The following is a 7,351-nucleotide window of genomic DNA, read 5'->3' as shown; positions in this document are numbered from 1 at the left end:
GCAGTGAGGTGCGATTCTTTGGCTGACCCACACGTTGTGACCGTCCATGGCCACCCGTGGCCTCACCTTCGAAGAAACCAGCTTCAGCCCCGCGCGCGCAATGTGCGTCGAAGCCGCCACTGGCCTGCCATGGCCTCCTGCGGCCCCTACTGTGACTTGTTGTAGGGACCCGCCTCCCACGCGAACACTTTGTGGTCGCCAGTGGCCTCGGGTGGCCCACCCTGGCCAATACAACAGCATGGATAAGGGTCGCCTCGCAAGAGTTGCAGTTTGTGGCCTGCACTGGCCCGACTTGGCCTCCCGTGGCCAACAACTGGTCCGCATCGCTTGCAGAGGTGCGAAGGCCCCAACAGAATTCCCAGCAGCACAATTTTGTGCAGGCAAGAAACCTGGAGAGACCTATGAAACGCGACGCACATCTGATCACTGTTCCCGCACGAGCCATCGACGTGGGCTACGCCAATACCAAGTTCACCTGTGGCCACAAGGTGGCACGAGGTGTCCCGATCATCCATGCGGACCTGTTTCCGTCGATCACCGCCACCTTGCGGGCGGGCGTCACTTTCCGACATGCACCCGGCACCCTTGGGGCCGACGGATGCATCAGCGAAATCGATGGGGTGCCACACTTTGCCGGTCGTGGGGTCGAGATGCACCTCAAGGGGCTCCAGCCACGCCACGTCATGAAGGACTACTGCACCTCTCCCTCCTACCTCGCGCTCATGCGGGGGGCTATGCACTACATGCTGGTCGATGAAGGCAATCCGAAAGAGATGACGATTCAGCACCTGACCGTAGGACTCCCCCTCAACACCTTTGACGAATACGAGAACCACCTGCGCGAGCTGGTCATCGGTCGGCACGCCGTGACCAGCCCAGATATTGAAGTGGGTGCAAGGCACGTAACGGTGCTGAACGCCTCCGTCATGGTGCAACCCCTCGGAGCCCTCTACTACTACGGCCTCACACACAAGGACTTCGAGATGAGCGGGTGGAATCTCGTGGTCGACGTGGGCGGCGGAACGATTGACTTTCTGGCGGCCTACGACAAGGTCCCCAACTACGAACGCTCGGGTGCTCATCCAGAGTCGATGCTGGCGTGTGCGTACGAGGTGGCCAAAGCGATCCATCCGGACCTGAAGAACCAGTACGGTGTCATTCAGGCGATTGACATGGCCATCCGCGACAACCGTGAAACCGTTCGCATTGGTGGCGAGGACTACGAAATGGCCCGCTACAAGGGTGCCATCAACGAGGTCCTTCGACGTGGATATGAGGCGATGCTCAACACGGCAGGCGCCTTGAACGACTTCGACAACGTTTTGGTCTGTGGCGGCGGTGGCGCGGTGTTCTTTGAGTTTCTCCGCGCACATGCGCCTGAGCTGCGCCGTCGCCTGAAGATGGATGGTGGCTCAACCTTCTCCAACGTGCGCGGTTTCCAAGTAGTGGCCGACTACTCTGCGAACGAAGCCTCCGCAAACCGTTGATCAAACGGAGCACACAATGACGCAGCGAAAACGATCAAAAAATCCTGGCGAAGTTCTGCGGGTCCGGTTAACCATTCCCCCCGATGGGGTCGGGGTCCTGGACTATCTCAAGGGGATCAGCCCAGCAGGACTCAACATGGAGATCCTACAGTTGGTTCATCTGGGCTACCAGTTCCGAATAGTCATGAACCGTGGGGGCTTACCACTCTTCGGACAACACCCCACGCCAGCTGCAGTGGAAGTCCCATTGACTCCTCGGGCTCCATCGATTCCCCTCGGCGCCCTAGAGAACATCCAGGTCAATGCTGCCGAGCCTTCGGAGGAAGGTGCACAAGTTGCCAGCCCTTTTGCTGCAAGTTTTAAGACCATGTTTGCGCCAGCGTACGAACGCACAAAGAATAGAAAGGCTGTGGCCTGACTAGGGCCATGAGTGGGAAGAAGAGGCAACGCGATCACCCACCAGCTCAATCAGCAAGAGTTCTAGATGATGTGAACATTTCAGAGGGACTCTTCATCACGAGCCATCTGCTCTCGCTCACGCCGCATTTCCTCTTTGAGCTCGGCGCTCGCTCCGTTCAGCCAACGGATTCCACATATGGCCACCAAGATTCCCACAGCCATGAATATTTTGAGCAAGTCTGGCGCCGTCATTTGAACTCCTCGTTGAACGCAATCATTCCAAAATATTCTAGGCGCCCATGCTCAGAAAGCAAGCTGAGCGCTGCGGAAAAGCGTGCATCTGCGAAGGGCATCGCAACTTGGTTTGGTGAGGACTGACAGGGGCACTCACAAGGTATTTCATTCATCGGATGTACTCAGCTTGCCAGCGGCCTGCTAGGCGAGCTGCAGTCGACAAAAAATGAGCGCCCGGCCTTGACATCAGGTCCTCTTGTGCGAACTTGGTCTAACCAATCACATGCAAGAGGAACGAATGACTCCCACTCACCAAGAAGCGATTCGCGCCACGGCGTGGCGCCGCAGCCTGAGACAGCACTTCGACGTTGCCGCGCTGAATCGATCTATGACCAGGGCGCCCCACTGGCTCTTAAAGTCAGTGTGCGGACGCAACCTGCTCGTGCAGAAGCTGCGTCAATTGCGGCCCGGCCTGGCATTCTCGTTCTGGGCGACCAGTAGTGCTTTGGATCCCCTGCTCGAGGCCATGGTCGACGAGCTTGGGCTGCGCACGATGCCTGAACCTAGCAACCTGCAAGAGCAGATTTGCTTTCTGCGTTGGGCCCTTGCACGAATCATCGCGAGGGAACCACGGCGCTCGCTTGGCCGAGGTTCCTTCCTCACAGGAGCTCGGGTATGAACTCCACAACCTGGCTGGTTCTCGGATTCATGATTTTTGTTGTCGTAATCGCGTTTCAAGGCAACAGCAGCGCGAGAGGCCGATCATCAAACTCCGATGACGACGATGACGATCCCTACAAGCAGATTCAAGATCAGATGGAGGAGGACCACCTTTACCGCCTCTGGCAGGACAGCGACTACTGATGCAGCCATGACAAAACCATCACACATCAGCATAAGCCAGGAGACATCTAACTTGGTTCCTGCGAAACAGTCCTCCGTCCAGACCGGAGGGATGCCATGAAAGAAGAACGGCAATCACTGCTCGTGGAGTGTTTGAGCGAGATACAACAGGGAAGGCAGACCAGGGCTACCGGGAGCATTTCCCCTCAAACAGGCGAGAGCGCGATGTATCCTGGCGCACAAACCGCAGAGGATCTGGACCAACTGGCCGTGACGGCGACCCGGCTGGCCTACCGGCACCGCCAAAAAGTAACTTTCAATGAACTCCTGGCGATTCCCGTGCTGTTCTGCGAGATGGACCATGTGGACGTCAATAACGGCCCAGCTCTGCGGCCGCGCTCAGCACATTGGGACATGGTTCAGGATGCCCTGCAAAATTGGGCGCCCGAAGGCTTACGCACAAATATCCTGCGCCGGCTACCGTGGATAGCCGAGCTTGAGCACTGGGAACCTGAGACCACCCGCTTCTTGCTGGAACACGCGCTGCCTGGAGGTGCGACGTTTCAGCATGAGCTGGCACTACCAGCCCATCAACCCGCACACAGCCCAGCATCGAGCCTCGGCTTCATCCTGCTGGTGGCATGCAGTGAACGAGGCTGGCCAACGCGATGGCTCCGCCGTGAGCAGGAGCGCGCGCGTCTCATGGCTGTCCTGAAATTTGTGCTCGAAATCGAAGGGGCATGTGTCGCGAAAGTGGGTGCGGTGTTACCCGCATCTGAAGCACTGACACAGGGAATCTGCGACTGGTTGACGCTGGAGATCGCGCTCTCAGGCCATGACACCTGGGATCTTCATCTCGACCGATACGATGCGGATCGCAGGTGGATCCATCTCGCGCGAGCTGGCGAGCCAGCGTCCCAGCTTCGCGTCCCCCTCCGGTCCCATCTGATTGGTTCGACGGGCCTGTCACGAATCGCCTCCCACATGGGCCTACTAGCCCCACGCCACCCAGGGGTACGGCAGTGAAGCGCAGTCTTGAGATGTATCTGCTTGCGCTTGGCGTCTGTGGACTGACACTTGGCTATGTGGCCTGGCCGGGGACCGCATGGGGAGGCGCCCTCAGCATCGTGCTGCCTTTCATGTGCGGACTTCAGCCAACGCGTATGCGAGCTTTGGCAATCTCCGCTGGCCATTACCTTGGCGCGCTCGGACCGTACGTTATCGGTGAACTCCTAGTCACACAGGGCACCGATGGATGGGAAAGGCTGATGACCGCTTGCCTGGTTTTGGCTTTCTCCGCATCGGCATGGGCGCTCACTGGTGGCCACCACCCAACTGCATTTAGGCGGTTCATCACCATGCTGGGCGTGTGGGTCGTCACACTTGTCACACCCATGGGTGGATGGGGTTTGGCACATCCGAGCTTGGGTTGGCTATTCATCGGCAAAGGCGGAATGGGCCCGCTGACATTTGTGATTACCGGTGTTTTGACCGCGTTTCTGGTCACCGCTATTCGCAGAGAACGCGAGCGACGCGCACCGATGAGCGTGGTATCTGGGCGATCGCTCGCATTGGCCATCTGCGCCACTGTAGTTCTAGACGGAACCTTTGACCAGACGGCTGCGCCGAGCCATTTAGGTCCTGTCGCGGTCGTTTCGACCAATCGATCTCATGGGGTGCTGCATAGCCCCGACGTGCAGCGTGAAAAATCCCTGCGGCTTGAGGCGCTGCTCGGCAAGCTCGCCCTGGTCAACCAGCAGCATGATCCGATCCTGTTGGTGTTCACACCTCAGCGGTACTTCGAAGTGAATCAGTTCACAGACCGGCAGGTCGTGCTACAGGAACTTCGTACGGCAGTGACGCGCCACAGGATCGGATTGGTCGTGAACATGGCGACTGCGACCTTGGGACATCCGGTACCGGCTACTTCGGAGTGCATCGCCATGCTCCCGAGCACGCTGGCAAACACAGTCAAGTTCCGGAGCCCAACCTGCAAAGTCGAGGTGATCGCGATGGACCCATCTGCTCCAGCTCCCGGTAACAGCGCTGATGAGCACGAGCGACCAGCACAACTTGAAGTTGCTTATCAACATTGGCCCCGAGATGACTTGAAACCCTTTCTGGAACTCTGGCATGCAAGCGCGGCAGCAACCCATCCAGCGCGGATCGTCGTTTTGAATATTGCGGACGGCACTCCTCGGATGACTCACGCCAGCCGTTTCATGGCAAAACACGTCCTGTCGCTTGCTTGGGCCACACGCAATGGCGTCGTCGCCGAGACCATGAGACGCGGGCCAGCGTGAAACGCGATGGACAGTTGGGGCAGGCGTGCGAGCACTGACAAGGGCCAGCGTGCAGGACTGGTCGTGATCGATTGACCAGGTTCGGTCAGCACAATACATTTCTAGTCACCGTACGACAGTACGTGAAGGCACATGCCTTCCTTCAACTTGAGTTCACTGATGTTTATGAGTGAACTCCGCCCAGATCAGCGTTGTGACAAGTCTCGAATGAAAAGACTGGTCATGGTCGTCTGGTTGATTCTGATCTGACCTAGATACCCGGGTCGGCGCACGCAAGTGCGTGAAGGCGAAATCCTTCAATCACCGCGAGCTAGCAGCCATTCACGCGCCAGCTTCGCACCGGCCGCCTTCTGCGCAGGCCACACAGGCATTTTCCGTTCCGCTCTTCGCAAAGCGGGCTCTTCATTTTTTTCCTTTTCATCATTTGGGCAAGTTGTTTGTGCCCAGGCTCGGCTTTGCCTCACTGGGGCGCTTGCGTACTGCCGTGCTCTTGACAAGTGACTGACCTATGCAATCTTGATCAGAGAGAACTACACATGAAAGAAAAACCACGGCCCGACTTCGACGATGAGCTCCCTAGGTATTGCATGAACCGCCAACACGCCATTCAAGCACTTTGCGTCAAGCCAAACTACTTCGACACGCACATCAGGCCGCGCCTGAGAACAACAAAGCAAGGCACTTCTCTCCTGTTCCTTTGCGAAGAAGTGAAGGCGATCGCATACGAAATGTTCAATGCACCCGGCACTGAGATCGCTCGCGCCGACGACATGCAGACAAAACCAGAAAAAACGAGTGCAACACCATGGGAAAAAAATCAACCGGTATCTACAAACGGCAAAACGGCAGCTGGGTCGTCGATAAGTTCGTCGAAGGAGTTCGGGTTTACCAAAGCTTTGGATCGTATGAAGACGCAGAAGCGTGGCTCACCCGGGAACTAGAGGCACTACGGCAGACGCGCGTCCATGGTGCCACCCCCCAGATTACCTTTGACCAAGCTGCTGGGCGCTTCATTGAAGAGAATGCGCATATGGCGTCAGTGGAGTCATCTGGCTATCACCTGAAGGCCGTGATGCCCTACATTGGCGACCTTCTGCTTGAGCAAGTTCATTCAGGAACACTGCAGCCTTTCATTGATGCTCGACGCGAGGCAAAGATCTCACACAAATCGATCAATTTGAGCCTGGGCGCGGTGCGTCGAGTCCTCAATCTGGCAGCGGGAACTTGGCGCGATCCCGAGTCGGGCAAACCTTGGCTGGTCTCTGCCCCCCTGATCACCATGTTGCCTTTGACAGGTCATCAGCGTCCTCCACGGCCGATCACTTGGGACGAGCAAGCGCTTTTGCTGAAGGAGTTGCCGAAGCATCTTCACGACATGGCGCTGTTTACTCTGCACAGTGGCGTGCGAGATGATGTGGTTTGCAATCTCCAATGGGCTTGGGAGATCCCAGTGCCGGAGCTCAACATCTCCGTTTTCGAGACCCCGCCAGAAAACGTCAAGGGGCGCCGCACTTCAAAGCTGGTGGTGTGCAACAGCATTTCCCAGGCCGTGATTGAGGAAGCGCGGGGGCACCACCCGACCCACGTTTTCGCGATGTCTTGGCGCCACCGTGAACTTGGACCAATCAAGGCCATGAACAACAGCGCATGGCAAGCAGCGCGCTCAAGGGCGGGTCTGGGCGATCTGCATGTCCACGACCTTCGCCATACGGTTGGCATGCGACTGCGTGAGGCTGGCGTCAGTGAGTCGACCCGGCGGGACGTCCTGTGGCACAGCAATCGCTCCGTCACGGACCACTACTCCATGGCCCAGATCCGAGAGATTCACGAAGCTCTGGAGAAGATCACAAAGCCGACCAACGGCTGGAACAAGAGCCTCCAGGCGCTGAAAGCGGAGCATGCGCTGCGGAAAGCCGGCACACGGACTTGAGCCTCGGATGCTGATGATCAATTCCGAGTCCCGCAAAAGTCCCGCAGCAAAGAAAAACGGGCTAGCTCTTTTGGAGCTAACCCGTTGTTCTAGAACGATGTTCTGGTGCGGCTGGCAGGAATTGAACCCACGACCCCTTGGTTCGTAGCCAAGTA

General features: G+C 57.6%; 6 protein-coding genes. All 6 read left to right on the top strand.

The genetic code is table 11. The annotated features are described in order from the left end of the window. Window positions 1-401: 401 nt before the first annotated feature. The gene (locus tag IV113_RS13290) at window positions 402-1,487 is read left to right on the top strand and encodes a plasmid segregation protein ParM domain-containing protein (protein WP_291085751.1); all 1,086 of its coding nucleotides are present in this window, start codon (window positions 402-404) and stop codon (window positions 1,485-1,487) included. 16 nt (window positions 1,488-1,503) lie between these two features. Next, the gene (locus IV113_RS13285) at window positions 1,504-1,905 is read left to right on the top strand and encodes a hypothetical protein (RefSeq protein WP_291085748.1); all 402 of its coding nucleotides are present in this window, start codon (window positions 1,504-1,506) and stop codon (window positions 1,903-1,905) included. 890 nt (window positions 1,906-2,795) lie between these two features. After that, window positions 2,796-2,984 carry a hypothetical protein gene (locus IV113_RS13280; RefSeq protein WP_056269337.1) on the top strand — a complete coding sequence of 63 codons (189 nt, stop codon included), beginning with the start codon at window positions 2,796-2,798 and terminating at the stop codon, window positions 2,982-2,984. Between the two features lie 96 nt (window positions 2,985-3,080). After that, a complete protein-coding gene (locus IV113_RS13275) occupies window positions 3,081-3,989 on the top strand; it encodes a hypothetical protein (RefSeq protein WP_291085740.1) in 909 nt (302 codons plus the stop codon). A gap of 242 nt (window positions 3,990-4,231) precedes the next feature. Then, window positions 4,232-5,266: a hypothetical protein gene (locus IV113_RS13270; RefSeq protein WP_291085737.1), complete on the top strand. Its 1,035-nt coding sequence runs from the start codon at window positions 4,232-4,234 to the stop codon at window positions 5,264-5,266. 805 nt (window positions 5,267-6,071) lie between these two features. Beyond that, entirely contained in the window at window positions 6,072-7,196 is a 1,125-nt protein-coding gene (locus IV113_RS13265; protein ID WP_291085735.1) for a tyrosine-type recombinase/integrase, read from the top strand. The last annotated feature ends 155 nt before the right edge of the window (window positions 7,197-7,351 follow it).

The organism is Hydrogenophaga sp. (assembly GCF_018780385.1).
Taxonomy (GTDB): domain Bacteria; phylum Pseudomonadota; class Gammaproteobacteria; order Burkholderiales; family Burkholderiaceae_C; genus Hydrogenophaga.
The sequence above is the reverse complement of the archived record's forward strand: the minus strand, read 5'-3'. Positions and strand labels throughout refer to the sequence as shown.